Annotated in this window: 26 protein-coding genes; 12 read left to right on the plus strand and 14 right to left on the minus strand. The window is 52.1% G+C overall.

Features of this window, described 5'->3' with window-relative positions:
• Window positions 1-50: 50 nt before the first annotated feature.
• The 4 genes from trxB to infA all read left to right on the plus strand — a co-directional run bounded on the left by trxB (window position 51) and on the right by infA (window position 2,688).
• A complete protein-coding gene (gene trxB / locus EYZ66_RS06965; RefSeq protein ID WP_009575392.1) occupies window positions 51-992 on the plus strand; it encodes a thioredoxin-disulfide reductase in 942 nt (313 codons plus the stop codon).
• 3 nt (window positions 993-995) lie between these two features.
• Window positions 996-1,682, plus strand: a complete 687-nt coding sequence (aat, locus tag EYZ66_RS06970; RefSeq protein WP_009575391.1) for a leucyl/phenylalanyl-tRNA--protein transferase — start codon at window positions 996-998, stop codon at window positions 1,680-1,682.
• Window positions 1,679-2,395 (plus strand): arginyltransferase, encoded by a 717-nt coding sequence (locus EYZ66_RS06975; RefSeq protein WP_009575390.1) that lies wholly within the window; start codon window positions 1,679-1,681, stop codon window positions 2,393-2,395. Before aat ends, EYZ66_RS06975 begins: the two co-directional genes overlap by 4 nt.
• A 74-nt stretch (window positions 2,396-2,469) precedes the next feature.
• Window positions 2,470-2,688, plus strand: coding sequence for a translation initiation factor IF-1 (gene infA, locus EYZ66_RS06980; RefSeq protein WP_040816397.1), 219 nt, complete (start codon window positions 2,470-2,472; stop codon window positions 2,686-2,688).
• Window positions 2,689-2,700: 12 nt separating this feature from the next.
• On the opposite strand, the gene clpA is transcribed toward infA, so the two are convergent.
• From clpA to icd, 3 genes are all read right to left on the minus strand, one after another.
• Window positions 2,701-4,995: an ATP-dependent Clp protease ATP-binding subunit ClpA gene (gene clpA, locus EYZ66_RS06985; RefSeq protein ID WP_009575388.1), complete on the minus strand. Its 2,295-nt coding sequence runs from the start codon at window positions 4,993-4,995 to the stop codon at window positions 2,701-2,703.
• 11 nt (window positions 4,996-5,006) lie between these two features.
• The gene (gene clpS, locus EYZ66_RS06990) at window positions 5,007-5,348 is read right to left on the minus strand and encodes an ATP-dependent Clp protease adapter ClpS (protein ID WP_009575387.1); all 342 of its coding nucleotides are present in this window, start codon (window positions 5,346-5,348) and stop codon (window positions 5,007-5,009) included.
• 171 nt (window positions 5,349-5,519) lie between these two features.
• Entirely contained in the window at window positions 5,520-6,773 is a 1,254-nt protein-coding gene (icd, locus tag EYZ66_RS06995) for an NADP-dependent isocitrate dehydrogenase (protein ID WP_009575386.1), read from the minus strand.
• Window positions 6,774-6,854: 81 nt separating this feature from the next.
• Here icd and EYZ66_RS07000 point away from each other — a divergent pair, with 81 nt between their 5' ends.
• The 6 genes from EYZ66_RS07000 to EYZ66_RS07025 all read left to right on the plus strand — a co-directional run bounded on the left by EYZ66_RS07000 (window position 6,855) and on the right by EYZ66_RS07025 (window position 12,025).
• Window positions 6,855-7,484 carry a pseudouridine synthase gene (locus EYZ66_RS07000; RefSeq protein WP_009575385.1) on the plus strand — a complete coding sequence of 210 codons (630 nt, stop codon included), beginning with the start codon at window positions 6,855-6,857 and terminating at the stop codon, window positions 7,482-7,484.
• Complete coding sequence (locus EYZ66_RS07005) at window positions 7,481-7,933, plus strand: NUDIX domain-containing protein (RefSeq protein WP_009575384.1); 453 nt, start codon at window positions 7,481-7,483, stop codon at window positions 7,931-7,933. Before EYZ66_RS07000 ends, EYZ66_RS07005 begins: the two co-directional genes overlap by 4 nt.
• Complete coding sequence (gene mnmA / locus EYZ66_RS07010) at window positions 7,923-9,008, plus strand: tRNA 2-thiouridine(34) synthase MnmA (protein ID WP_009575383.1); 1,086 nt, start codon at window positions 7,923-7,925, stop codon at window positions 9,006-9,008. The genes EYZ66_RS07005 and mnmA overlap by 11 nt, the downstream gene beginning before the upstream one ends.
• On the plus strand, window positions 9,005-9,631 hold the full coding sequence (gene hflD, locus EYZ66_RS07015) for a high frequency lysogenization protein HflD (protein ID WP_009575382.1): 627 nt from the start codon (window positions 9,005-9,007) through the stop codon (window positions 9,629-9,631). The genes mnmA and hflD overlap by 4 nt, the downstream gene beginning before the upstream one ends.
• 14 nt (window positions 9,632-9,645) lie before the next feature.
• On the plus strand, window positions 9,646-11,016 hold the full coding sequence (purB, locus tag EYZ66_RS07020; protein ID WP_009575381.1) for an adenylosuccinate lyase: 1,371 nt from the start codon (window positions 9,646-9,648) through the stop codon (window positions 11,014-11,016).
• A gap of 73 nt (window positions 11,017-11,089) precedes the next feature.
• A complete protein-coding gene (locus EYZ66_RS07025; protein ID WP_009575380.1) occupies window positions 11,090-12,025 on the plus strand; it encodes a GNAT family N-acetyltransferase in 936 nt (311 codons plus the stop codon).
• Here EYZ66_RS07025 and EYZ66_RS07030 read toward each other — a convergent pair.
• The 6 genes from EYZ66_RS07030 to EYZ66_RS07055 are packed head-to-tail and all read right to left on the minus strand — an operon-like array spanning window position 12,022 to window position 20,523.
• Window positions 12,022-12,336 carry a Rieske (2Fe-2S) protein gene (locus EYZ66_RS07030; protein ID WP_009575379.1) on the minus strand — a complete coding sequence of 105 codons (315 nt, stop codon included), beginning with the start codon at window positions 12,334-12,336 and terminating at the stop codon, window positions 12,022-12,024. The two genes, EYZ66_RS07025 and EYZ66_RS07030, sit on opposite strands and share 4 nt — an antisense overlap.
• Window positions 12,337-12,348: 12 nt before the next feature.
• Window positions 12,349-13,260, minus strand: coding sequence for a methylmalonyl Co-A mutase-associated GTPase MeaB (gene meaB / locus EYZ66_RS07035; RefSeq protein ID WP_425321158.1), 912 nt, complete (start codon window positions 13,258-13,260; stop codon window positions 12,349-12,351).
• 44 nt (window positions 13,261-13,304) lie between these two features.
• Window positions 13,305-15,464, minus strand: a complete 2,160-nt coding sequence (gene scpA, locus EYZ66_RS07040; RefSeq protein WP_009575377.1) for a methylmalonyl-CoA mutase — start codon at window positions 15,462-15,464, stop codon at window positions 13,305-13,307.
• 16 nt (window positions 15,465-15,480) lie between these two features.
• Window positions 15,481-15,891: a methylmalonyl-CoA epimerase gene (gene mce / locus EYZ66_RS07045; RefSeq protein WP_009575376.1), complete on the minus strand. Its 411-nt coding sequence runs from the start codon at window positions 15,889-15,891 to the stop codon at window positions 15,481-15,483.
• A 9-nt stretch (window positions 15,892-15,900) separates the two neighbouring features.
• Window positions 15,901-18,759: an ATP-binding protein gene (locus EYZ66_RS07050; protein ID WP_009575375.1), complete on the minus strand. Its 2,859-nt coding sequence runs from the start codon at window positions 18,757-18,759 to the stop codon at window positions 15,901-15,903.
• Window positions 18,760-18,789: 30 nt separating this feature from the next.
• Window positions 18,790-20,523 carry an acyl-CoA carboxylase subunit beta gene (locus EYZ66_RS07055; RefSeq protein WP_009575374.1) on the minus strand — a complete coding sequence of 578 codons (1,734 nt, stop codon included), beginning with the start codon at window positions 20,521-20,523 and terminating at the stop codon, window positions 18,790-18,792.
• A gap of 244 nt (window positions 20,524-20,767) precedes the next feature.
• On the opposite strand from EYZ66_RS07055, the gene pabB reads away from it, so the two are divergent.
• Window positions 20,768-22,096 carry an aminodeoxychorismate synthase component I gene (pabB, locus tag EYZ66_RS07060; protein WP_009575372.1) on the plus strand — a complete coding sequence of 443 codons (1,329 nt, stop codon included), beginning with the start codon at window positions 20,768-20,770 and terminating at the stop codon, window positions 22,094-22,096.
• Window positions 22,097-22,147: 51 nt separating this feature from the next.
• Here the strand turns inward: pabB and thrH are convergent, their stop codons facing one another.
• The 4 genes from thrH to yajC form a co-directional block, all read right to left on the minus strand.
• Entirely contained in the window at window positions 22,148-22,765 is a 618-nt protein-coding gene (gene thrH / locus EYZ66_RS07065) for a bifunctional phosphoserine phosphatase/homoserine phosphotransferase ThrH (RefSeq protein ID WP_009575371.1), read from the minus strand.
• A 15-nt stretch (window positions 22,766-22,780) separates the two neighbouring features.
• Complete coding sequence (gene cysB, locus EYZ66_RS07070) at window positions 22,781-23,755, minus strand: HTH-type transcriptional regulator CysB (RefSeq protein ID WP_009575370.1); 975 nt, start codon at window positions 23,753-23,755, stop codon at window positions 22,781-22,783.
• 62 nt (window positions 23,756-23,817) lie between these two features.
• Window positions 23,818-24,711: a 5'-nucleotidase gene (locus tag EYZ66_RS07075; RefSeq protein WP_009575369.1), complete on the minus strand. Its 894-nt coding sequence runs from the start codon at window positions 24,709-24,711 to the stop codon at window positions 23,818-23,820.
• 2 nt (window positions 24,712-24,713) lie between these two features.
• On the minus strand, window positions 24,714-25,058 hold the full coding sequence (gene yajC / locus EYZ66_RS07080; protein WP_009575368.1) for a preprotein translocase subunit YajC: 345 nt from the start codon (window positions 25,056-25,058) through the stop codon (window positions 24,714-24,716).
• 245 nt (window positions 25,059-25,303) lie between these two features.
• Here yajC and EYZ66_RS07085 point away from each other — a divergent pair, with 245 nt between their 5' ends.
• Window positions 25,304-25,753: a MarR family winged helix-turn-helix transcriptional regulator gene (locus tag EYZ66_RS07085; protein ID WP_009575366.1), complete on the plus strand. Its 450-nt coding sequence runs from the start codon at window positions 25,304-25,306 to the stop codon at window positions 25,751-25,753.
• Here the strand turns inward: EYZ66_RS07085 and bcp are convergent, their stop codons facing one another.
• The gene (gene bcp / locus EYZ66_RS07090) at window positions 25,754-26,215 is read right to left on the minus strand and encodes a thioredoxin-dependent thiol peroxidase (RefSeq protein ID WP_009575365.1); all 462 of its coding nucleotides are present in this window, start codon (window positions 26,213-26,215) and stop codon (window positions 25,754-25,756) included. It abuts the gene before it with no gap.
• Between the last annotated feature and the right edge of the window lie 5 nt (window positions 26,216-26,220).

The raw sequence follows: 26,220 nt of genomic DNA on the forward strand, positions 1-26,220 counted from the left end.
CGCCGTTTACTCTAGACTTACGCGCTTATTAAACACGCTTTGGAATCCCTATGTCAGAACATCGTAAAGTGATCATTCTTGGCTCTGGCCCCGCCGGTTACACGGCGGCCATCTACGCAGCTCGCGCCAATTTGTCTCCCTTGGTTATTACCGGGATGCAGCAAGGTGGACAGCTCACCACAACAACCGAGGTTGAAAACTGGCCAGCAGGTGCAGAGGGCTTGCAGGGCCCGCAACTCATGGCTGACATGCTAGAGCACGCCGAGCGCTTCGACACCGAAATTGTGTTTGATCACATCGAGAGAGTCGATCTGCAGCAGCGGCCTTTTCGACTTGAAGGTTCAAAGGTTTACACCTGTGACGCTCTGATTATTGCAACCGGCGCGAGTGCCCAATATTTGGGTTTACCCAGCGAGGCAGCCTTCATGGGTAAAGGTGTGTCGGCATGTGCCACCTGCGATGGTTTTTTCTACCGCAATCAAAAAGTAGCGGTCGTGGGCGGCGGTAATACTGCAGTCGAGGAGGCTCTTTATTTATCCAATATCGCCTCAGAGGTGACGCTCATACATCGACGCGACACTCTGCGCGCCGAGAAAATCATGCAAGACAAACTGTTCGCCCGCGAAGCTGAGGGTCGAATTAAGATCCTGTGGAACCACCAGCTCGAAGAAGTGTTGGGTGACGAGCAAGGTGTCACCGGTTTGAAGTTAAGGGCAATCGGGTCCGGTGCTGAACACGTGATCGATGTGGCCGGTGTATTCATCGCAATTGGGCACAAACCAAATACCGACATCTTTAAAGGCCAGCTCGACATGGAGGGCGGCTATTTAACCATCCACTCAGGTACCAACGGTAATGCGACGGCCACGAGCATTGAAGGCGTCTTCGCGGCTGGCGATGTCGCCGACCACATCTATCGACAAGCAATCACTTCGGCTGGCTTTGGTTGCATGGCGGCGCTAGACGCAGAACGTTATTTAGACGATCAATAATTGGTGGACGTTTTTGGGTTTCCCCCCACTCAGCAAGCCCTAAACGACCCACCAGGTTTGCTGGCCATGGGGGGCGATTTAAGCCCCGAACGCCTGCTTCACGCCTATTCTTTGGGTATCTTTCCGTGGTACTCGGATGGCGAGCCGATTCTGTGGTGGACGCCAGATCCTCGCTGCGTCTTGCTCCCGAACCAAATTCGGGTGTCTAAATCGTTAAAAAAACGACTACGCAAACCCTACACGGTAACGGTCAATCGGGCCTTTGCCCAAGTGATGTTGCACTGCGCCACCGTCGACGGGCGGATCGATAACACGTGGATTAGCCAAGAGATGCATCAAGCCTACAACGAACTTCATCGGCTTGGTTATGCTCATTCTATCGAGGTGTGGTTAGACGCTGAACTCATCGGAGGGCTGTATGGTTTGCGGCTTGGTCGCGTTTTTTTTGGTGAATCGATGTTCAGTCGCGCGACTGACGGCTCGAAAATTGCGCTCACAGCGCTCGCTGTCTTGTGCTCAAAGGCCGGCGTTAACCTCATAGACTGTCAGGTTGAGAACCCCCATTTGATGAGTATGGGCGCGAGTCTGTTGCCACGACTAGACTTCGAACGCATCCTCGGCGAGAATGTCCACGCAGACATAGATCATCGTTGTTGGCGCTTAGAAGAGCGGACCAAGGAACTCCTGTGAGCTCATCCTTACATCATCTAAAAGTATTCACAACCTATCCGCACGAGTGCAGCTATTTGTTGGGCAAAGAGGCAACGACTCTCTTTGTCGATCCAAAGCAAGAGGTCGATCAAAACCTATACACCTCGCTGTCACGTATGGGATTCCGTCGGTCCGGACAGCACATGTATAAGCCCAACTGTGCGAGCTGTCAGGCCTGTGTTCCGGCCCGCATACCGGTTGCTGACTTTATGCCGAGTCGAAATCAACGGCGGGTGCTTAAACGCAATGCTGATTTGCGAGTGCAAAGCCTGGCGACGCTTGAGGCCCGAGAAGTCTATCCTTTGTACGAAAAGTACATCAGCGCCCGACATCGCGACGGCGATATGTATCCCCCCAGCGTGGAGCAATTTAAGTCATTTTTAGGTCAGGCTTGGGATTTTACTCGTTACTATTGCTTCAGTGCTGGCGATGCGTTGAAAGCGGTGGCCGTCGTGGACCACTTGAATGACGGTTTTTCCGCGATTTACACTTTCTTCGATCCCGCCGATGACGCCCGGAGCTTAGGCAAGTTCGTCATTTTGTGGCAAATAGAACTCGCCAAGCAACTCAACCTTCCCTACGTTTACTTAGGCTACTGGGTACAGAATTGTCGTAAGATGGATTACAAAATCCAGTACAAACCCATCGAACTCCTCAATCAGGGCGAATGGGTGAGGACAGAACCTCGCTAAATTGCGTTTTTTGGTGGCGTTATGCGGCCAGTTAAGGCAAAATGCGCACCGATTTCAGCAAGAGCTTACGGTGCATGGCTAAAGAAGATCAGATTGAAATGGACGGCGAAGTCATTGACACGCTTCCCAATACTACTTTTCGCGTCAAGTTAGAGAATGGTCACGTTGTGACGGCGCACATTAGCGGCAAAATGCGCAAGCATTACATCCGCATTTTGACCGGAGACAAAGTGCGAGTTGAACTCACTCCCTACGACCTGACCAAAGGTCGCATCACCTATCGCGAGCGATAAAATGCCTTGAGCTTAGCTCAAGGCTTCCAATTCTTGCTCCTGCGGCTGCGAGCTCTCAACATCCAGAGTCAATGTGTCGCCAGTGTCGCTCACGCGCACATGGACGGTTCCGCCCGCAGCGGACAAGGAGCCAAAAAGCACGAGCTCGGCAAGCGGCTTCTTAATGTATTCCTGTATGACGCGCGCCATTGGTCTGGCACCCATGTGCATGTCGTAGCCCTTCTCTACCAGCCATAAGCGAGCATCTTCGTCGACCTGTAATTGCACCCGCTTGTCGTCTAGCTGACCCTGAAGCTCCGTCAGGAATTTATCGACAACCGTGAGTATCACGTCTTCACCGAGCGGTTCAAATTCTACAATACTGTCGAGGCGATTGCGGAACTCCGGAGTGAACAATCGATTGATCGCTTCCATACCGTCGGTGCGATGATCTTGCTGAGTAAAGCCAATTGATCGACGGCTGATTCGCTCGGCACCCGCGTTGGTTGTCATGACCAAGATCACGTTGCGGAAGTCCGCTTTTCGGCCGTTATTGTCAGTGAGCGACCCATGATCCATCACCTGTAGCAACAAATTGAATACTTCTGGGTGCGCCTTTTCGATCTCATCGAGCAATACGACCGCGTGCGGATGTTTGGTTACGGCGTCCGTTAGCAGTCCCCCTTGATCAAACCCAACATAGCCTGGAGGTGCGCCAATCAGCCTTGAAACCGTATGGCGCTCCATGTATTCGCTCATATCGAAGCGAATAAGTTCGAGTCCGAGCATTGTTGCGAGTTGGCGGGTGACTTCCGTCTTGCCAACACCGGTCGGCCCAGCTAACAGAAAGCTGCCGATGGGTTTGTGCTCCGACTTTAGCCCAGCTCGAGCAAGCTTGATCGCTGAGCTGAGCTCCGATACCGCTTTGTCTTGGCCAAAAACCACCATCTTCAGATTGCTCTCAAGCTTTTCAAGCGTTGATTTGTCGTCGCGACTGACTGATTTCGGCGGAATTCTCGCGATCTTAGCGACAATCGCTTCGATGTCGCTAACGCCAATTTGTTTTTTGCGCTTCGATTTTGGTAGTAGCTGCTGGTACGCCCCTGCCTCGTCGATGACGTCAATGGCTTTGTCTGGCAAGAAACGATCCGTAATATAACGAGCTGCCAGATCCGTGGCGACTCGCAGTGCTTTGTCGGTGTAGCGGACCTTGTGATGCTCTTCGAATCTGGACTTTAGGCCCTTCAAGATTTTGTACGCGTCGTCTGGTGAGGGCTCGGTCACATCGATCTTTTGAAACCGACGACTGAGGGCCTTATCTTTATCGAAGATACCGCGGTATTCAGCGTAGGTTGTCGATCCGACGCAGCGCAGTTTGCCCGATGTCAACAGCGGCTTCAGTAAGTTGCTTGCGTCCATCACACCACCGGATGCAGCACCGGCGCCAATGATGGTGTGAATTTCATCGATAAATAAAATGGCGCCTTCGTGCTTCGACAGTTCTTTCAGCAAACCCTTGAAGCGTTTTTCGAAGTCGCCGCGGTATTTCGTGCCTGCAAGCAGGGCCCCCATATCCAGGGAATACACGGTGCTTTGCGCCAACATTTCGGGCGCATCCCCATCGTGGATGAGTTTTGCAAGTCCCTCAACGATTGCGGTCTTACCCACGCCAGACTCGCCCACCAGTAGCGGGTTGTTCTTGCGACGTCGGGCGAGCACTTGCGCTAGTCGCTCTACTTCGTCGGCGCGCCCTATCAAAGGGTCTATGTCTCCCTCACCCGCTTTTACGTTGAGATTGGTCGCAAAATTTGTCAGCGGATTACCCTCGCCGCTTTCCTCGCTGGAGTCGCTCGTGTTTGTTTGATTAATTTCCGGCTCGGCGTTGTCCTCGATTTTTGATACGCCATGGGTAATATAATTCACCACATCTAAACGGGATATGTTCTGGGTTTTTAGGTAGTAAACCGCTTGGCTCTCCTGCTCGCTAAAGATAGCCACCAGTATGTTCGCACCGCTGACTTCGTCTTTGCCCGAGCTCTGTACGTGGAACACAGCTCGCTGAATAACGCGTTGAAAGCCCAAGGTTGGGTGTGTATCGAACTGATCGCTCGCGCTATCTTCCATCAGGGGAGTTGTGGAGTCGATAAACTCGACAAGATCAGCGCGTAACGCCTCGCTGTCTGCGCCGCAGTGTTTTAACACCAAGGCCGCATCGGGGTTATCTAACATGGCTAACAACAGGTGTTCTACCGTGAGATACTCGTGCTGTTTGGACTGTGCCGAGCGAAATGCCTCGTTCAAGCTTAGCTCTAATGCCTTATTTAACATCACGTCTTCCTCTAGGACTCATCGTCGCTCATTGGTTCAACTTCGCACAGGAGTGGGTGCTGGTTTTCCCGCGAAAACTCATTGACTTCGTAGGCTTTGGTTTCCGCAACATCACGAGGATAGATACCGCAGACGCCCTTACCCTGAGTGTGCACCGCCAGCATGATTTGAGTGGCTTTTTCTCGATTCATTCGAAAAAAACGCTCTAATACGAGTACGACAAATTCCATGGGCGTGTAGTCGTCATTCATTAATACCACTTTGTAAAGGGGTGGTTTCTTCAGCGCGGGTTTGGCCGGCGCTACTGCGAGTCCGGTTCCGTCGTCGTGTTGGTCTGGATGTTGCTCACTCATTGGAAATGTTACCGCCTAATTTGTCGTCATTATAGAGCATGTCACTTACGCTCGCAGAGATATACAGATTATCTGCGGCTGAATCCAAAAAATACAAGGGTAAAAGTGAGGCATAAAAAAACCCGCGACACGGCTGCTGGCCAATGCGCGGGTTCGTGTCGTCAAAAAATCTTACATTTTGGCAATGATCTGCTTTCCGAACTCTGAGCAGCTCAACAGCGTTGCGCCGTCCATCAGACGCTCGAAGTCGTAGGTTACCGTCTTGGCCTGGATTGCACCGTTCATGCCATCTATAATCAGGTCAGCAGCCTCGTTCCAGCCCATGTGACGCAGCATCATCTCAGCCGACAAGATCAGTGAGCCGGGGTTTACTTTGTCTTGGCCAGCGTACTTAGGCGCGGTGCCGTGCGTGGCTTCGAACAGAGCGACGGTGTCACTCAGGTTTGCACCCGGGGCGATACCGATACCACCCACCTGCGCTGCTAAAGCGTCTGATAAGTAATCGCCGTTCAAGTTTAGGGTCGCTACAACGCTATACTCGGCTGGACGGGTTAGAATCTGTTGCAACATAGCATCGGCAATGACGTCTTTGATCACGATTTCTTTACCGTTATTGGGGTTCTTAATCGAAACCCATGGGCCGCCATCAAGAAGCTCGCCGCCAAATTCATTTTGGGCCAGCGCATAACCCCAGTCACGGAAAGCCCCCTCGGTGAACTTCATGATGTTGCCTTTATGCACCAGCGTAACCGAAGGTAAGTCTTGGTCGATTGCATACTGGATGGCTTTGCGAACCAAACGCTCCGTACCCTCTTTGGATACTGGCTTGATTCCGATACCGACGTTTTGTGGGAAGCGAATCTTGGTCACGCCCATTTCGTTCAAAAGAAAATCGACCACTTTTTCCGCTTCTGGCGTGCCCGCTTGGTATTCCACCCCAGCGTAGATATCTTCTGAGTTCTCGCGGAAAATCACCATGTTGCAAGCACCTGGGTCTTTCACGGGCGAAGGCACACCTTCAAACCAACGGACAGGGCGCAAACAGGTGTATAGGTCCAACTCTTGGCGCAGTGCCACGTTCAATGAACGGAAGCCCCCACCTACGGGTGTTGTCAAAGGACCTTTGATGGCAACGGAGTAAGCTTTGATTGCGTCTAGTGTTTCTTCTGGGAACCAATCGCCGTCGTACAGTTCGGCTGCTTTTTCACCGGTATAAATTTCCATCCAAGAAATTTTCTTCTCGCCGCCATAGGCCTTTTCGACAGCCGCATCGACAACATCGATCATGACTGGGCTGATATCCACTCCAATACCATCGCCTTCGATGTAAGGAATGATTGGATTGTTGGGGACGTTCAGGCTGTGATCTTCATTGACAGTAATGGCTTGGCCCTCAGTAGGCACCTGAATGTGTTTGTATCCCATAGCTAACTCCGTAAAAAAATTTAAAACAATTGTTCGCGAACGCAAACCGCTTAGGCGCGGGAATGATATCATAGACCAACTATGGATGACCTCATTTTGCTTAACAAACCCATGAATATGCTCTCTCAATTTAGCTCAGAGGGAGAAAAACAGGGTATTTCCACACTGCTCAGTGCCCCTGGGTATCGCATAGCCGGTCGACTCGACTCCGATTCGGAAGGTCTGCTGGTGTTGACCTCTTATGGTCGGCTGCAAGCGTATCTGACTGCCCCGAAACACAACACCTGGAAATATTATTACGTCCAGGTGGAAGGCCAGATCGATGAGCAGGCAGTTTGTCGCTTGCAAGCCGGAGTGCAGCTCAAGGATGGTCCGACGTTGCCCGCCCGAGTGAAGGTCATTGAGCCGCCTTCGCTATGGCAGCGAACACCGCCAGTGCGATACAGAGCTCACATACCGACATCATGGCTGGAAATCGGGCTGCAGGAAGGTCGCAATCGTCAAATAAGACGCATGACCGCGCACGTGGGCTACCCTACCCTGCGTTTGGTCCGGTTCCGATCAGGACCGTTTAAATTGGCGGATTTGGGCCCCGGTGAATACGTCCGCATTCCCATCCCTGACGACATGACGTCTTTTGCTCAGTCGTCTCAAAGACCGCGTCCTCGGGCGCGCGATGCACGCAATCCCAATTCGAGGCAAAAAAAGTGAGCGATTTCCGAGTCACTGTTGCGACGGTGGTCGCTCACGAGGGCCGATTTTTAATGGTGGAAGAGCGCGACAAGCGGTCTTTGCAGATGGTCTTCAATCAGCCCGCAGGCCACCTCGAAGTAGGCGAGACGATCATTGAAGGTGCGATCAGAGAGACCCTCGAGGAAACTGGCTTCGTCGTCGCCCCCAATGGCGTGGTCAGTATAGGCCTGTATCGCCCTGAAAATCGGCCCGATACCTATTGCCGGATCACCCTGAGTGCAGTGCTCCGCACGCATGGTTCGAACCCCGAGTTAGACCCCGATATTCATCAGGTGTTGTGGATGAGTCGCGAGCAAATCGAGGCCAACTCTGCTAAACTCCGCAGCCCTATGGTACTCGACAGTATCGAACGTTATCAACGCGGGCAAATCTACCCGCTGACCATGTTGGCACATTATGAATCCTAAGCAGAAAGTCATTGTTGGATTGTCCGGAGGCGTGGATTCTTCGGTTGCTGCTTTGTGCTTAATTGAACAGGGCTTCGACGTTGAAGCCTTGTTTATGAAAAACTGGGACGAGGATGACGATACCGAATACTGCACAGCGATGCAGGATTTTGCCGATGCCTCTGCCGTTGCTGCGGCGCTTGGTATTGTGTTGCATGGCGCGAATTTTGCGCGCGAATACTGGGATCGGGTGTTCGAGTACTTTCTGGCGGAATACCGAGCCGGACGTACACCAAACCCAGACATACTGTGCAACAAAGAAATTAAATTCAAAGCGTTCTTGGACTACGCCCTAAACCTTGGCGCCGACTTCATAGCCACTGGCCACTACGCGAGGACGGGGTTAGACAATGCCGGCTTGACGACCCTTCAAAAAGGCGCCGATCCAAACAAAGACCAAAGTTATTTTCTGCATCAAGTGCCTCACCAAGCGCTTGCGAAAACACTCTTTCCCTTGGGGGATATGCATAAAACCGAGGTGCGGGAGCGCGCAAAAGCAGCCGGTTTGGCGACTTTTGATAAAAAAGACTCCACTGGGATTTGCTTTATTGGTGAACGACGATTTACGGATTTCTTATCAACCTATTTACCGGCGCAGCCTGGCAAAATTGTGGCAGTCTCGGGCGAAGAACTTGGAAGTCACCAGGGTTTGATGTATCACACGATTGGGCAGCGTCAGGGCTTGGGTATCGGCGGTACCAAGGACTTTGGCGACGCTCCCTGGTACGTGGTGGATAAAGACCTCGACAACAACAGACTTATCGTCGCGCAGGGTAATCAGCATCCGAGTTTATTTAAGCAACGTTTGACCGTAGTCGATCCGTTCTGGATTGGGACGCCTCCTCCGAGAGATTTTCGCTGCTCAGCGAAGATTCGCTATCGACAGCCCGACCAGCCATGTTCGGTCTCCTACCAGGGAGGAGATCTTCTTGTGGAATTTGATCAGGCCCAGCGCGCCATTACGCCGGGGCAGTCAGTCGTTTTTTACGATGGCGACCGCTGTCTCGGCGGTGGCGTTATAGCAGGTGCGTCATGAGTCGATTCGAAGATCAAGTCATTGCTTTGGCTGGGGTAGCGCAGAGTGCGCGCTTAGTGGATCGTATCGCCGTGAACGGGCAAAGCCCTGAGCTATTCATGAATGCCTCAATTAAGTCCTTGTTCGAGTTCGAGGCGAGCAACACGGCTGAAATTTTCCAAGGGCTCGGTGGGGTTAGGCTAGGCTTGCAAACTCTCGAGGCGGCCATGGGCAAATCCTCCGCGCCGGAGTTGAGTAACACGCTGCGTTACGTGTTCGGTATTCTTCATCTCGAGCGAAAATTCAATGCAGACGCAACAATGCAAGCAACTGTTCGCTCCAGGTTAGAGCACACTGCCTTCAAGGCTGAGCATTTTAGCGACAATCCAAAATCACTGGTTCATAACTTGGCGGGGATTTACCAAGATACCTTGAGTCAGCTTAGTTTTCGCATCAAGGTAACGGGCAACAGCGAATTCTTGGGTCAAGAACATTACGCCGATCAGATACGTGCCCTCCTGCTCGCGGGTATTCGTGCCGCTTTTCTGTGGCGGCAGTTAGGTGGCACAAGATGGCGTTTACTGTTGCAGCGCAGTAAAGTCGCCGAGACTGCAAAAACTCTCAGTCATTTACAAACTCATTAGGTTTAGGAATTTTTATGCTCAATCTTGACGCTTTAACTGCGGTCACCCCTATCGATGGACGCTATCGTTCAAAAGCAGCCGCTTATGGCGATGTGTTTAGTGAGTATGGTCTGATTAAACGACGTGTTTTGGTCGAAGTGCGCTGGCTCGAGTTTATGTCGAAGCATCCTGGCATACCCGAAGTGCCTGCGTTCTCAGACTCGGATTACCTCTATCTGAATGCCATCGCAGACAATTTCTCGATCACCGACGCCGAACAAATCAAACAGACCGAAGCGACGACGAATCACGATGTAAAAGCCGTTGAGTATTTCATCAAAGATAAGTTGGTTGAGCGCCCCGCTCTTCACGCTGCGACTGAGTTCGTTCATTTCGCGTGCACCAGCGAAGATATCAACAACCTGTCGCATGCTCTGATGTTAAAAGATGGTTTGTCCCAGGTGCTCCTGCCTCAGCAGCGCGCGGTTGTCCAAGCACTGAGAGCTTTATGTGCTGACAATGCCGACGTGCCGATGCTGTCACGAACTCATGGTCAGACGGCATCACCAACAACGCTCGGCAAGGAGTTTGCCAATGTTGTAGCGCGTCTCGAGCGACAGCTTATCCAGATTGAGTCGGTGCCTATGCTGGGCAAGTTTAACGGCGCCGTGGGTAACTACAACGCCCACATCAGTGCTTATCCTGAGCTTGACTGGGAGCAAATTTCGCAGCAGTTTGTCGAGAGCTTAGGGCTTGCGTGGAACCCCTACACGACACAAATAGAGCCCCACGACTACATGGCCGAGCTGTTCGATGCGCTCGCTCGCTACAACACCATCGTGCTGGATTTAGATCGTGATATCTGGGCTTACATATCCAATGGCTATTTTAAGCAAAAAACTATTGCGGGCGAAATAGGCTCTTCCACCATGCCGCACAAAGTCAATCCCATAGATTTTGAAAACTCTGAGGGCAATCTTGGTTTAGCCAATGCTGTATTTGCCCACATGGCTCAAAAGCTTCCTATCAGCCGATGGCAACGAGACCTTACGGATTCAACGGTGCTGCGGAATATGGGCGTGGGCTTTGCCTACACCTCGATTGCGCTGGCATCAACGCTTAAGGGGTTGGGCAAGCTTGAGGTCAATCACGCTGCAATTGCATCAGATTTAGGCCAAGCGTGGGAGGTATTAGCCGAACCCGTGCAGACCGTCATGCGCCGCTATGGTATTGAGAAGCCCTACGAAAAGTTAAAAGAGCTCACTCGGGGGAAAACGATTGACGCCGAGGCGATGGCGCAGTTCATTCAAACCCTGGAAATACCCGACGAGGCCAAAGCCGCCTTGCTAAGCTTGCGACCCGACACTTATATCGGTATCGCTGATCGGCTTGCTCGCAAGATTTAAGATTTGAAGGTCAAATGTGAAGTCTGTCACACTGAAACTTTGCGAAATCGAAGACTGGGTTTATTCTTAGCGAATGATTAAACACGAACGCAAAGAACTCGCCATAAGAATCGAGAAGCTCGATTGGAGCAAAGGCCAATCCGTGCTTGCGATGATTCGTAGGCGCGTATTTATTGACGAGCAAGGCATTCCTGAATCCGATGAAATGGATAGCTTGGACGCCAGCGCGCAGCACTACGTTGCCATCGTCGACAAAAAACCTGTTGGCACGGCGCGGCGACTTGGAGATGGACGCGTTGGCCGTATGGCCGTACTCAGTGCCTATCGTAACTCTGGGGTCGGATCAGCCCTGATGCGCTACATTATTGATGATGCAATGAAGTCAGGGTTGCCCCGTTTGTATTTGCACGCGCAAACAGCAGCCATTGAGTTCTATGCGCGTCACGGTTTTGCTGCCGTCGGGGAAATGTTCGAAGAAGCCGCAATGAGCCATCAGGCCATGGAAAGGCCCCTACATTATCAGGATTACAACGACCGTATCATTGCCGCGAGTTACCCATCACCGAGTGACCAGCTGGTTCTAAATCTTGCTCTACGAGCCAATCGTACGATTCGTATCTTTAGCGACACGCTGGATCACCTGTTGTTTGATAACAAGGAGCTTGCCGATAGGTTGTCTGATTTAGCACGTTCAACCCGCGATTCTCAAGTACAAATCTTGATTACTAACAGCCAGCTCATACAGCAAAAAGGCCACAGGTTGCTTGATCTTTCTCGACGTCTGCCCAGTTCTGTGCATTTTCACATAACTAAAGTGCCAGAGGCCTTGGCGGGTAAGATGTTGGTCCTGGCAGATCATGATGGCGTGTTGTACCTGCCAAACATTAATGATGGCCGAGTGCGATTTGAGCCCTCGGATAGGCCTTTGTGTATGAGGCTTATCGAAGCCTTTGATCGAGTGTGGCAGCGCAGCGAGGAGGACCCTAACCTGCGCGAGCTTGGCATCTAAAGCATCAGCCCGATACGATCAGCATCGTACACGAGATCGTAGGTCTTTAGCGCAGGGCACGGAAAACCCGCAGGCTTTACCAAGGCACCGGAGCGTTTTAGGTCAAACTCAAATCCGTGGGCTGAGCACAGAATAAGACCGTCACTTATCTTTGCGTAATCGAGCGCGTAGTTTTGGTGCGGGCAGGTACGTGAGAACGCATAAGTCTGCCCATCTTCATGAAGAAGAATGATATCCGCTCCGTCAATTTTAAACGCTTGACGATAACCCTCATGGAGGTTGATCAATCGCTCTAGTGGTATGAAGCGCATGCCGCCCCGCCTTTAAAGTAGATCAAGAATCCGCTTCGCCGCAGTGTAAGTGGTGACATCCTGCTCGGCAACCGCTTTCTCGAGCTCTGGCAGCAAAGCTTTGATTTGAGAGTTTGCGCGAAGCTTAGCCTCTAAACCCTCGCGGATCAGCTGATGCATCCACTGCAACCGTTGTGACTGCCGGTCGCGTGTGAGCGCGCCGTTGACTCGGGACTGGTCCCAGTAGTCATATATCATCTCCCAGACTTCACGAATGCGCTCATTGTGAAGCGCAGAGCATGTAAGCACTCTAGGCGTCCAAAATCCACTGTGCCTCAGCAAGTGCATAGCATTCTGGTAATGGCGTTTTGCCTGCTCCGCCAGACCTAAACTCTCGCCATCGGCCTTGTTGATCACCAGCGCATCCGCAAGCTCTAAAATCCCTTTTTTTATGCCTTGCAACTCATCGCCGCCGCCAGGAAGCATCAGCAACATGAAAAAATCGACCATGCCCGCCACTTGGTGCTCAGACTGCCCCACGCCGACAGTTTCGACCAATATCACGTCATAACCCGCTGCTTCGCACAGCAGCATAGTTTCTCGCGTTTTTTGAGCCACGCCACCTAAGGCGGTACCGGCTGGACTTGGGCGAATGAAGGCGTCGTTGCTGCGCGAAAGTAGTTCCATTCGCGTTTTATCGCCAAGGATTGAACCCCCTGCGATGGGTGAGCTTGGATCTACTGCCAATACGGCGACCTTCTTGCCCAACGACAACAGGTATAGACCAAAGGCCTCTATGAACGTGGACTTACCCACGCCTGGCACACCGCTGATCCCAATTCTCACGCTATTTCCAGTGTGTGGAAGTAAATCGGCGAGCAGCTCTTGAGCGTTCTCACGGTCTTGTTCGCGGGTGCTTTCGATCAGCGTAATGGCCTTGGCCAGCGCCCTGCGCTGGCCAGATCTGATCGCCTCAGGCGTTAACTTCATTACTCGGCCAATGATTCTCTTACTGCGTCGAGAACGGCGCGAGCGGAGACTGGAATGGGCGTGCCCGGGCCAAAGATGCATCGAACACCCGCATCGTAAAGGCCTTGATAGTCCTGTTTAGGGATAACGCCGCCAGCAATCACAACAATGTCATCAGCGCCTTGCTTTCTGAGCTCTTCAACTAGAGCGGGTATGAGCGTTTTGTGTCCAGCTGCCAGCGACGAAGCGCCAACGACATGAACATCGTTCTCGATGGCCTGCTTAGCGACTTCTTCTGGAGTAGAAAACATGGGGGACAAATCGACATCAAAACCGACGTCCGCAAAGGCCGTCGCTACGACTTTGGCTCCGCGATCGTGCCCATCTTGCCCCATCTTACACACCAACATGCGGGGTCGACGTCCAAAATCGTTAATGAACTGCTCGATGTCTTGACTGATCATTTTCCAATCATCGTCCTCATCAAAGGCCGCTCCGTACACACCTGAAACCGTCTGCGCGGTAGCATTAAAACGGCCGTATTCGTTCTCAAGAGCCTCGGAAATTTCTCCGACAGTAGCTCGCAGACGGGTGGCTTTTACCGCCAAATCTAGCAAATTACCCTCACCCTGTTGGGCACACGCAGTCAGTGCGGTCAGGGCTTCGTGCACGGCAGCTTCGTCACGACTTGCGCGAATTGCCTGTAGACGTTTGATTTGTGACTCGCGGACCGCTTGATCGTCGATTGACAGCACATCGACTTCTTCTTCGGACTCCGTTTTGTATTTATTTACGCCCACAATGACGTCTTCGCCACGGTCAATTCGCGCTTGTTTCTTTGCCGCTGCCTCTTCGATTTTTAGCTTAGGCATGCCGGTCTCGATGGCTTTAGCCATGCCACCTGCCGCTTCGACTTCTTCGATCAGCTCCCACGCTTTGTCGGCAATGGATTGGGTCAGGTTTTCCATAAAATAGGAGCCACCCCATGGGTCTACAACCTTGGTGATTCCCGTTTCCTCTTGAATGATAAGCTGGGTGTTGCGGGCAATACGCGCCGAAAACTCGGTGGGTAAGGCAATCGCCTCATCCAGCGCATTGGTGTGGAGTGACTGAGTGCCACCGAATACCGCGGCCATCGCTTCGATGGTAGTTCGCACCACGTTGTTGTAGGGATCTTGCTCCGTTAATGACCAGCCCGAGGTTTGGCTGTGCGTTCTTAACATCGAGCTTTTCGGATTCTTTGGGTTGAATTCCGATACGATTTTCGCCCAGAGCAAGCGCGCGGCGCGCAACTTGGCAATCTCCATGTAGAAATTCATGCCGATGCCCCAGAAGAAGGACAGCCTTGGCGCGAAGGCATCGATGTCTAATCCGGCCGCAATCGCGGTGCGAATGTATTCTTTGCCATCAGCGAGCGTATAGGCAAGTTCCAATGCCGCATTCGCTCCAGCTTCCTGAATATGGTAGCCCGAAATGCTGATGGTGTTGAACTTGGGCATGTTTTGTGAGCAGTAAGCAATAATGTCGCCGATGATGCGCATACTGGGCGCCGGCGGGTAAATATAGGTGTTGCGAACCATGAATTCTTTCAGAATATCATTTTGGATGGTGCCCGCGAGTTGCTCGGGGCCCACGCCTTGCTCTTCAGCCGCGACAATGTAGCCGGCGAGCACTGGAAGCACGGCGCCATTCATCGTCATTGACACTGACACTTTATCGAGGGGTATGCCATTGAACAGAATCTTCATGTCCTCTACTGAATCGATAGCGACGCCGGCTTTGCCCACATCTCCTGAGACGCGGGGATGGTCAGAGTCGTAACCGCGGTGCGTGGCCAAGTCAAAAGCAACCGAAACACCCTGCCCGCCCGCAGCCAGCGCCTTGCGGTAGAAAGCGTTTGATTCTTCCGCCGTTGAGAAGCCGGCATACTGGCGTATAGTCCAAGGGCGTCCGGCATACATGGTGGCTTGCGGCCCACGGATATAGGGCGACATACCCGGCATAGTATTGGTGTATTGCAGTCCGTCCAAGTCTTCCATCGTGTACAACGGCTTGACATCGATATCCTCAGGGGTGTGCCAAACCAAGTCATCGATCGATTTGCCGCGCATTTGTGATTCCGCAACCGCTTTCCAGTTGTCAGGCGTTGCGTCATTGGGATCGTAAATTGAATCGCTCATAAGGTGTCTCTGTTATTTAGTGGGCGTCGGCAGGTTGGCTCAGCTCGATCAAAACACCGCCACAGCTTTTCGGGTGAATAAAAATTACGGTCGAGCCATGCGCTCCCGGCGTCGGTTTGTCACCAATGAACTGATAACCTTTAGCACGCAAGCGCTCGACATCCTCTTCTATGTTGTCTGTGCGGAAACACAGGTGGTGGATCCCGCCACCCCGCTTCTCTAGGTACCCCGCGATTGGCCCCTCGCCGTTCAGTGGGTGAACGAGCTCGATGCTGGTGGGTGGCAAGGGGAAAAAAGCCGTGGTTGTTTTGGCCGCTTCGACAATTTCGGTACCTTCATACGTCAAACCAAAATCTTCCATAAAGCGCTTGATCGCAGCGTCCAGGTCTGGAACGGCGATTGCTATGTGGTCTAGCGCAGTAATCATGACAGCTCCTTAGAGTAACGATTGCATCAGCTCGGCGGTTTTGGCTCGCTGGCGTGCCTGCTTCTGCTCGGGCGTTTCTATCTCTATTTTTTCGTCGGGTGTGATTTTGAACAGAGGTTGCCCTTTGCGAATAATCACGCCGTCTTTGTCGACCAAAACCTCGTCAACAGTCCCTGCGAAAGGCGCATAGACCTTGTTGAACATCTTCATGACTTCCACGATGTATAAGGGGTCGCCTGCTTCAAAATGCGAGCCAGGCTCCACGTATAAGGCATGCTCCGGACTCTCTCGACCATAAAACATGCCGCCACTCGCCGCCAAAATTTCATCGGCTTTGGCAGCCGGCGGTGGCGCAAGTACCTTAGCCATTTTTGCCTGATGATCAGCATCGAGCAGGCGCTCTGGAATATGAATCGTCAAATCTTCATTAACAGCCAATGCGCAGAAGTCCGCGAGGAGCCCCAGCTTTGGAAGTATGAGCAATAAATCCATGCCGGCTTGATAGCCGTAGTGTGTCGATCTCACGGCGGCCCACAGTTCCTCACTTAAACCAGACGCCTCGGGCGCACAATCTTCATCCAGCACAGAGCACAGTTCAATCCAGTCCTCACAGGCAAGCCGATCGTCTAAATCTTCATAAAACTGCTTAGCTTCTTGCAGTAACTCATTGTCATGACTCCAAATCATGCTTGCCGCCGCTTGTCCCGGACGGTACCCCATATTCAAGAACTCATAAGTTTCGGCCAGCAGTTCAACCGGGTTTTCGTTCCAGACTAGGGTGTCTCCCACAGGGCCGACACAGTCGCTGTGGATACTCAACCAGCCACTCAAGGCGTGTGGATCGCTCAGTAAAGCGGCCAAAGGGCGTGTCAGCAAGGTTTGTTTGAGCGCTAAGCACTCGGAAAGCGCTGTTTTTGCCGCCCCTTCAGCCCCAGCCGTGACGTGGTCGGCCAGTAAATGCCAAGCCGCATCGAGGTCAATGTTGTCTGCCAACGCCTTTACTTCACCTACAAGGGTCAGATAGGGAACGATAAACCGAGTGGTGGGACGTGCATTGATGTTGTTGCCGATGAACCAATTCACCAAACCGTTGTGGAACGATAAGTTGGTTGCCAAGTCTTTGCCGCGAATGGTGGTGCGACGCAAGGTCTCTGCCATACGCTCGTATGTGTCCAAACGCGTCTCACCTACGGTTAAAAGTAAGGCAATATTTGAATCATAAGCCCCAGCCAGAGTGTATTTGATAAATACATCGGTATCGGGGTTGTGTAACGATATACCTTGGTCGTCGCGAATCTCTCCCTCAATTGCGTCGCTCCAGTATTCGATAACACCGCCAGCCGATGGCTGCAAGGCATTGTTCGTCGCGTTCAGGCGAGCCTCGACGCTGTCGTTATGCCGCAAAATACGTTCGGGCTTGGGGAGTTTTGAACCGTGTGCGGCCAGCAAGACCATCGCCTCGACGAGAGACTCCACGATAAAGTAATCATTGGGGTTTTCTGGATTCGCAAACTTGAGTGCGTAGCACAGCTCCGTCACGCGGTGCTCTACCTGAATTCGAGTATTCATTTCCATAAAGAAGTGTTTATCGCGATCGACGATGCACTCAAAGGTCGACACCGAATCCAGACCCACTGCTTCGCCAAATCGCGCCGCCTCATCTTCCATTGCGACCAGCGTTTTTAAATCTTGCTCTAGCACACGTTGCTCAGTCGCACGCCCCTGCTGTTTCGCTTCTTCAATAGCGGCCTGCAGGGATTCAACAGTGACCGACACTTCCAGTAACTTCTGCTCGTGCATCTGAAGCGAGCAATCGCGCCCGCCCAAAGTCATCGACCATTCACCGTTACCGATGACTTGGATTTCTTGGTGGCGCGTGGTTTCGATATTGAGCTCGACCAACACGTTTTTGTTGTCGCCAACGCCGGTCGCTTTAACTTCGTTCAAGATTTCACGGATTAACTCGGGCGTTTTTTTCGCCGCCTGCTCAATACGTGAGGCTTCGTCGCCTTCATAAGCCGATGGCGCAGCCAGGATGCGCTGCCCCTTTCCGCCACCGCCCGAGATCGCCTTTAATCGCACGCGATTGCTGGGGTACTCTGCATACATGCGCATCACGGCTTCGGTGAGCGTTTCTGATAACTCATCAACAGTGTATAGATCGATACCCTTATCGTAGGATGCTTGAAGCACTAAATCCGCTTTGTCTTCCAACGAGATATCCGTTTGGTCCAACAGTGATTCATCTAACGGTAATGCTTGCTTGGCAACGAGGTCCTTGAGGGCTTGAATGGTTGGATACTTCTTTAACAAGGTCAGCGCAGTGCCGTTGTCAATGCCGGGCGTAACACTCACACCCACACGGAGCGCCGTTCTCTTTGCCTCATCTTTGAGGCCAGCATCGTGGACGGTTTTGGAGCAGGGTCCAATAAAATTAAGCCCTGCCTTCTCCATTGCCGCGACCATGGCTTCGTCCTCTGCCATGAAGCCATAACCTGCAAAGATCGAATTGTAGCCATTGGTGTGAGCGATCGAAATAATTTGCGCTATGCGTTGCTCCCGCTCTTCTTTATTAGTACCGGTGTAGTCGGGTACTCGGTGGATGTGGTTTGGGTCTTTGATTGCCCGTAGCTCAGGTGCCAAGGCATCCTGATACACAATTGAATCTTTTTCGCTGAGCAAGATGCCAAAATCGTTGATGCCCATCTCGACAAACACATCCATCGCTTCTTTGCGAATGGGTCCCCGGCAAATAATCAGAGGCCGCAAATCGCGGCAGTCGAACTGACGAATCCACTCTGAAGTGTGCGCGTGCTGCTGACGATTTTTGTGAATCAACGGGTTATTTAAATAATGTTCGTTTGACACTGTTTGTTCCTCTTGAAATCGTCGACGTGCTTAGTGGAATTCGCGCTGAACGCCGCCCATGGGCTCTGGCGTGTAGTGTCGGAGGCAGAATGCCATTTGCTCACCCAGCACTTGACGCAGATCCGAGGGCATGACGATTTGCGAAATTGACCCAAGGCTCAACGCTTCGTTGGGGTTCATGAGCTCTCGCTCGTAGCGCTGTGCCAACAGCTGCTCTTCTGCCTTAACCCAGTCATTTACTAATCCCGTCGCCGTTTCTAGGGCTTCGTTTTCGCTCATGCCTGCTGCACGCTGGGCTTCGGCTTCCTGAACGACTTTGGTTTTGGCGGACTGGCGAATTTTACGGAGCTCATCTTTGTACACATACTCGACACCCGCAGGCCCCATAACGGCCACGCGTGTGGTAGGCAATGCAACGACGAAGTCTGCTCCCGTCGGGTAGTTGTTGTAAGACGCATAGGCGCCCCCGAAGGCGTTACGTACCAAAACAAGGAAACGAGGTGTTCTTAGGTCGACAATGGCGTCGAGCATCGCGCGACCTGCCTGAACAATCCCTCTGCTTTCTTGCTCTCGCCCCGGTAAAAACCCGGTGGTATCTTCCAAGAAAATAATGGGGATGTTGTACAAGTTGCAAAAGCGGATGAAACGCGCATTTTTGTAGGCCGCGTCAACATCGATCTGCCCCGAGGCTACCGCTGAATTGTTGGCCACAAAGCCCACAACGTTGCCCCCCATACGCCCTAGAGCTGTAATTGTGTTGCGCGCGCGCTCAGGCTGTATTTCTAAAAAGTCACCATGATCACACAGCTGCTGGATCAGGATGCTAATATCGATGGGCGTGTTGAAGCCTGTTGGCGAATTGAAGGCTTGCTTGAGTAATATGTCGATATCCCATGTTTTGCGACTCAGGGGGTCGCTGGAAGCTTGCACGGGCGCTAATTCGCCAGAATGGCTGGGCAAATAGTTGAGCAACTCGCGGACTTTTCTCAGCGCTGCGACCTCATCGGGCACGACGAAGTCGGTGACGCCACTCTGAGAATGCACTTTAGGTCCCCCTAACTCGTCTGGGGTCACGTCCTCGCCGAGTACAGATTTAACAACGCCGGGACCGGTTAATCCGAAGAAGGTCTCGTTCGGCTGTATTAAAAAGCTACCTTGTCGAGGCAGGTATGAACCACCACCTGCGTTAAAGCCAAACATACACATAATACTGGGTACGACGCCCGAGATTTTGCGCAAAGCAGTGAACGCGTCGGCATAACCATCGAGGCCACCAACACCAGCTGGGATATAGGCTCCCGCCGAATCATTTAAACCAACGACTGGAATTTTACGTTTTGCGGCGAGTTCGAACAGTCGCGCCAACTTCTTTCCGTTGGTGGCGTCCATAGACCCTGCACGCACGGTGAAATCGTGCCCATACACGGCAACGTCACGGCCATTGACCTGTATAAGCCCTGTGACCAACGAGGCGCCATCGAGGTTAGGGCCCCAGTTTTGATAGAAAACCGTAAATGGTCCGTCGGTCAGGCACTGGATGCGTTCCCAGATTGTCATGCGATTCTTTTGATGCTGACGCATTATCGCTTTCGTGCCAGCAGCCACATGAGGTCGCTGCTGCAAATTCCAACCGGCCTCCAACGACTTCTCGTAAAGTCCTGGTTCACCAACGATCGCCCCGGGCACAGTAAATTGCTTGTTCTGCTTCTTCTGAAACGGATTGGAAAGCGTGGGCTCGAGTTGTTCCGTGTTTTGTTTGGTCATAGAGTCGTGTCTCTTATTGTACTCAAGAGTGCGTTGTGGGTGTTCATTACTTGGCACGTCAAGTGCTTGAACCACCTTGCGTTTCGTTAAAAATTAAAGCTTGCCCACACTACCGCAACGGCCAAGAAAGTCAATTTGTGACCTGTATATGCGATTGAAATTAGGACCCTCATTTGGCTTAGATCGCATGATGCCGCAAGACCGATTAAACTAGAGCACCTGTTCATCATTGTGATCTTAGTTCATGACCCGAGCCCCAAGTTGCATTCCGCTTTCCCTGCCCTCAGACGCCGCAAGCGCCATAGCAACGCAGCTGCACGGTGAGCGCGGTTTCATCTGGTTGGACAGCGCTAACAGTGGCGGGCAAGCACAAGGTTTCAGTTTGGTATCGTGCACGCCATCCGAAACGATCGCCCATCGGCCCGGTAGTGCGAGCGCATCGGACTTCTTGGACAACTGGAATCAGGCCTATCTCAAGCGAGCAAATCAACACGGATCGTCAGTGCCGTTCACTGGCGGTTGGCTAGGCGCCTTGCACTACGATTTTGGTGAAGAGCTCATGGGTATTAACCGCAATTATTCTGAGAACGGCGCTACCGCTTATGTAGCTTACCACCCGTGGGCAATCGTTTTTGATCACCAGACCAAGTGTTCTTACTGGGTCGACGACGGCCGCCCTCTCGATGACTTCGCATACGCACTCAAAAGCGCCCTGCTCAATCGAATTGAGTCTTATCCCGTACCCGAAATTGGCGCGCTCGAGGCGCTGACATGGAGGGCCATCGAGCCTAAACATGACTATTTAGATAAGGTCGAAAAAATATTGCAGTACCTATTGGCGGGCGACAGCTACCAGGTGAACTATGCACAACCTTTCGAAACGCAACTGAAGGGCTCTGTCTGGTCGCGATATCTCGCTCTGCGTACGAAAAATGCAGCGCCATTCAGCGCCTGTCTGCTCCAGACCTCGCTAGACGATATATTGTGTTTTTCGCCCGAGCTTTTCATTAGGGGCAATGACTCTTTACTGGTCACGCAACCGATTAAAGGGACAACGCCAAGGCATGACGATCCGGATATCGATCGCAGGCTCGCCGAAGAGCTCAGTGACTCGCGCAAAAACCGCGCAGAAAACGTGATGATCGTGGATTTACTCCGTAACGACTTAGGCCGTGTATGTACTCCGGGTTCTATTCGTGTGAATTCGCTGTGCGAACTCCACTCTTACCCCAGCGTTCACCACCTGGTCAGCGAAGTTCAGGGCACTCTTGCTAAAGAGATGACACCGATTGATGCTCTAAAAGCCACATTTCCGGGCGGCTCTATCACGGGAGCGCCAAAAAAACGCTCTATGGAAATCATTCGGGAACTCGAAGGACTCCCCCGAGGTATTTACTGCGGTAGCATCTTGGCACTGTCGAATAACGGCAATTTTACGTCGAACATCGCCATTCGTACCATCAGCATCAAAGATGGCTGCGCACGAGTTTGGGGTGGTGGCGGGATTGTGGCCGACTCAAACGCCGACGATGAGTACCAAGAGACGTTTGATAAGCTATCGAAGATTTTGTAATAGCGCTCTGTAACCGATGGCGATCCAGAGCGCTGAGGCAAGCGTTTAGAACTACAGCTTGATGTCTCGACTGCTCGCATTGGCGATTAAACGCTTCAGATCGTCATATTCATCTACTGCTTGAAATTGCGGGAATTCAGCTTTGACGTTGGCTGGCGCGTGAAACAAGAAGCCTACATCAGCCTCGGACAGCATCGTGGTGTCGTTGTAGCTGTCACCTGCAGCAAAGATGGTGTAGTTGAGGCTGTGTAGGGCTTTGATCGACGCCCGCTTGGGGTCTTTTTGCCGCAAGTGGTAATTCACTACCATGCCGTCGGTATCGGTCTCGAGTCGGTGACAAAACAAGGTAGGCCACCCGAGTTGTTTCATGAGCGGCGCTGAGAACTCGTAAAAGGTGTCGCTCAAAATAATGACTTGGAAGTTCTCGTTCAACCAGTCGACGAAGGCCTTTGCTCCAGGCAGAGGCTCGAGTGTCGCGATCACGTCCTGGATATCGCTTAACTTCAAGTTATTGTCGCGTAGAATTTGCAGACGATATTGCATGAGCACATCGTAATCCGGTTCATCACGGGTCGTTTTCTTCAACGCCTCTATTCCAGTTTTCTCGGCAAATGCAATCCATATCTCGGGAATCAAAACGCCTTCGAGATCTAAACAAACTAGTTCCACTGTATATCCTTTTGACTATAGTTTTGGTAATTCGATGCCAGCAAACAGACGGTCGACCTGATCACTCTGTGTTAACTGCATTGCGGCTGCTACGCGCTCTTTGGTCAGGTGCGGCGCAAACAGCTCGATAAAATCGTACATGTAACCTCGCATAAACGTGCCGCGCCGGCACCCTATCCGAGTCACACTGCTATCAAATAAGTGTTCGGCGGGCAGAGCCACCAAATCCGAATCCGCTGATGGATTATACGCCATGTGCGCGACAATACCGATGCCTAAGCCAAGCCTTACGTAGGTTTTAATAACATCGGCATCTGCCGCGGTAAAGACCACCTGAGGGGTTAGGTTCTGACGCTTAAAAGCGGAATCTAACTTAGATCGGCCGGTAAACCCGAATACGTAAGTCACGATGGGATGCTGCGCGACCTCTTCAAGTGTGAGTCGCTTCACCTTGGTCAGTGGGTGCTCTTTTGGCACTAAAATACAACGGTTCCACCGATAACAGGGCATCATAATGAGGTTGTCGTAAAGCTCTAAGGCCTCGGTGGCGATCGCGAAATCCACTTCGCCGTCACTGGCCATCGCTGCGATTTGAGCAGGCGTTCCCTGTTGCATATTGAGCGTGACATTGGGGTAGCGCGCCATGAACTCTTTAATGACCATGGGCAATACATAACGCGCCTGAGTGTGAGTGGTCGCCACACTGAGTGTGCCACGCGTGTTGTCTGCAAAGTCTCGCGCGGCCTGCTTGATACCCTCTACGCGTTGCAGCACTTCCCCTGCCGCTTCGATGATAAGCTTACCTGCGGGGGTAATTTCGGTGAGATGTTTGCCGCTACGCGCGAAAATCTCGACCCCTAGCTCGTCTTCAAGCATTCGGATCTGCTTACTTATGCCGGGTTGCGAGGTAAATAAGCTCTGTGCGGTCGCGGAGACGTTTAGGTCGTGGTGCGCGACCTCCCAGATGTACTTTAGCTGCTGTAATTTCATGATTTAACGCCCACCGTCTTATAACGATAGGTTACAACTAAGCACGGTTACCCACAAGTTAGTTATAACTTGTCCGCCCCCTGATTTGCCACACCGTGGGGCACGTGTCCTGTGGCGACATGTGCGCTCGCCGACGCACAATGTGAGGCTTGATCATCGAAAAACACGTCGGCTTGATAGGCCTTTAGAAAAGCTGACTTGTCCATACCACCCAAAAAAATAGATTCGTCGATTCGAACATTCCAAGCTCTCAACGTGCGAATGACCCTCTCGTGCGCTGGCGCAGATCGGGCTGTGACAAGCGCTGTTCGAATGGGCGATTCGTGCTCCGGTGCTGACTGCTGCAAATCGTGAAGTGCCCCTAAAAAGCCTCTAAAAGGTCCCCCTGACAGCGGCTGTTTTGCCGACGCCCGCTCGGACGCTGTAAACGCCTCAAGTCCCTCTTGTTTATAAATGCGCTCAGCCTCGTCGGAAAACAGTACGGCATCACCATCGAACGCAACGCGGAGCTGCGCATTGCTTGATTTCGTTGTACCGTGGGACACTAGAGTTGCTGCCGCCACACCATTATCCAGCGCGTGTCGCACATCTTCGGCCTCGGTCGACAAAAACAAGTGACACCCAAAGGCAGTGATGTATCGCCACGGCGCATCCCCGCCGCAAAACGCGGCTCGCGTGATCGACAGTTGGTGATGTTCTATGGAGTTGAATACTCTAAGCCCCGTATCGGCGCTATTACGAGACAGCAGCACGACCTCAACGCCCGCATCAAAGCGAGCGTTAAGATCCAGCAACTTCCTTACGAAACCAAAAGCCTCTCCGGGCGCGAGAGGTTCATCCTCATGCGCAATCTGGTACGCGGCATAGGCATCGAGCCCCTGCTCCTCGTAGACGCGGTGACTCTCTCGCATGTCAAATAGCGCGCGCGAGGAAATCGCGATAACCAGATTGGGCATAATTAGGCGTCAGTACCGATATTCTTCAGCGTCCCTTTCGGCAACACTGCGTGCACGTGTAACCGCTGAAATTTCATGTCCACCTTATCGGCTACGGTGACCACCATATAGGTATCGTCGAGTTTAGCGACACGTCCCAGTATGCCAGAGGTGGTAATAATTTCGTCGCCCTTGGCCAAGTTGCTGACCAGCTCTTGATGCTCTTTTTGGCGTTTGCGTTGCGGGCGAATGGCAATGAAGTAAAACAGCACGAAGAGGCCGACCAAAAAGAAAATTTGGAACAGTTCGCCACCGGGTGGCGCCGCATTCGCTGCTTGAGCATGTGCTGCTGGGATAAAAAAACTCATAGAGGACTCCGGGTTATAATCGAAGCGACATGCTACGAAACTTCGTAAAAAACGTCCATTAATTACGCACAAAGATCACCCTTTTTCTTCGGTCGGGCTCGATGATTTGTCTGCGGCTGCCAGCATTAATACCGCAAAATTAAGCAGTAAAGCCCTTTACATTACAAAAAGTTTAGACAACAATGCGTCACAATTCTCGAAAGAGTTGGGTCTGGCCCACACTCTGCGTTATCAAGGAATGTAAAATGTTAGATCGCGTACTTCCCCGCACACTGCTCGCTTTAGGGCGCGCTTTTGAAAAACGTGCACTATCGGCTCTCTATGCCGATGGTCATTTAGGATTGCGGCCCTCTCACTTCGCCGTATTCTCTTACATCGGCCTCGGTACTGTGCGCGTGTCTGAACTTGCCGACAGAGCCCAACAAACGCAACAAGGCATGGGGAAAACCTTACGGGAGCTCGAGCAGATGGGTTATATCGAGCGCGCGATCGATTCGCAGGACCGCCGCGCGAAAGCGATCAAGCTCACAAAGAACGGCCGAAAGGTCGCCGAGCACATTGCCAAGACTTTCAGCGCGATACGAGCAGAGCAAGCGGAACAACTGGGTCAGAAGGATTATGAAACCTTTGTCGCCTTGCTCGATAAACTAGTAGGCGTCACTGGATTAGAGACTCCCGCACCTTTTTGGAAGTAATTAGCCGATTAGAGCGAGCACGTCGTCGTGATGAGTCTTGGTCTTCACTGTGGCCATCACATGGGAAATGACACCATTGCCGTCGATGACGAATGTGCTCCGCAATATCCCCATAAACTCTCGACCCATAAACTTCTTGAGGCCCCACGCGCCATAGGCTTCGGCGACACTGTGGTCTTCATCCGATAAAAGGGTGAAGTTTAGATCATACTTATCTTCGAACCGTTTCAGACGCTCATGCGTGTCTGGGCTTAGGCCGAGAACGACAATGTCTCGTGCTGCGTAGGCGTCATTGGCATCCCGTAGCCCACAAGCTTGCGTCGTGCAGCCCGGTGTCATTGCTTTTGGGTAGAAATACACGACCACCGTTTTGCCCTTGTAGTCACTTAAGCGCACAAGGTCACCATTTTGGTTCTGTAATGCGAAATCGGGGGCTTGATCACCAACGTTTAAAAAACTCACTTATG

This window comes from Aequoribacter fuscus (genome assembly GCF_009910365.1).
In the GTDB taxonomy this organism is placed as follows: domain Bacteria; phylum Pseudomonadota; class Gammaproteobacteria; order Pseudomonadales; family Halieaceae; genus Aequoribacter; species Aequoribacter fuscus.